The sequence below is a fragment of the Streptomyces sp. NPDC059900 genome, assembly GCF_050270335.1.
Taxonomy (GTDB): domain Bacteria; phylum Actinomycetota; class Actinomycetes; order Streptomycetales; family Streptomycetaceae; genus Streptomyces.
This window is the reverse complement of record NZ_JBNNJZ010001133.1, coordinates 1-1,194: the sequence shown is the minus strand read 5'-3', so window position 1 is coordinate 1,194 and position 1,194 is coordinate 1. Positions and strand designations below refer to the sequence as shown.

Annotated in this window: 1 protein-coding gene; it reads left to right on the top strand. The window is 70.4% G+C overall.

What is annotated here, in order from left to right:
• Positions 1-23: 23 nt before the first annotated feature.
• On the top strand, positions 24-692 hold the full coding sequence (locus tag ACQKIP_RS47845; RefSeq protein ID WP_365863465.1) for a hypothetical protein: 669 nt from the start codon (positions 24-26) through the stop codon (positions 690-692).
• Positions 693-1,194: the final 502 nt, after the last annotated feature.

Sequence of the window (1,194 nt, the reverse complement as noted above, 5' to 3'; positions counted from 1 at the left end):
CCAGGAGACTTGAGTTGAATTTCATGGACCGTCCAACGCTGTCCGGCAGGCCCGTGGTGGGGATGCTGGCGCTCGCCTGTATCGCCGCAGCTGTGGTGATCGGCAGGGAAGGGCTGCGCAGCGTGGCCAGCTGCGGCCCGGTCGATGACCCATACCCGTCCCTGACCGCGGCGGACTGGAAGGCGGGCGCGGACCACGTGGTGGTGGCCTTGCCGACCGCCGAGCGGGAAACCAACCGGGAAGACTTCGACGAGGGGTCGGTGCGGTACACGGTCGAACGGGCAGTGAGCTTCAGAAAGGAGAAGGTGCTGTGGTCCGCTGACACTCCCCGGCATGAGATGGGGAGCGCGTTCGACATGACGGCCCCCGGCTGGTCGGTGTACCGGAACGGAAACCGGGTCAAGGACAAGGCTCCGCAGGCGCCCCGGCTGGAGACCGGTCACACCTACGTCCTTGCCCTGCGCTGGGACGCCGGGCAGTGGGTCGTCCTCGGATCGGGCGCCGCCGTGCCGTTCGACGACCATGTGGCGGGGCGAGGGGAGTGGTGTGGCCAGGTGCTGAGCGAGGACGACTTCTTCAAAGGCGAGGGGTTCTTTCAGCGGGACGACCACAGTCTGGAAGAGGCGGTGCGTGGACAGGGCGAAGGCGCCATCTCCCGCGAGCTCGGGAAGGCGGGCGGCAAGAGGCCGTAGCGCGGATCGGGTGCCCGGACCCGTCGCTCCGTCGCCCGGCGATTTCACCGTCACGCCCCGGGCCAAGGGCCCCGGCGGACTCTTGGAATAGTGGTTCGCTCCGCCACCAGACGGACCGTGCCCCCCGTCGCGCGCCTCCGCCCCCTCAGTGGACGCAGGCGGAGGCGCCAGACCGGACGGGGGCCGCACGCCTTCCTGCGCGCGTCAGGAGGGCTCGTCCTCTTCCAGCGCCATGAGCCACGCCCCCCGAGCCGCCTCACAGCCCGCACTCGGCTCAGGCAATGGCTCTCCGCAGCGCCCTGTCGGTGCGGATTCTTGAAGACTGAGACCGGCTTGATGGCCCGGACAGGTCTAGGCGCGGGGCGGCTCCTGGGGTGCAGTTGCCACGTGCCGGCGCCCGCGGCTCACGGCGAGGGTGGCCAGGGCAGCGACCGCGAAGGAGAGCAGGGAGGCGCTCATCCAGGGCTGGACGGTCAGGCCCACGGCGTCCTGCAGCCAGGCC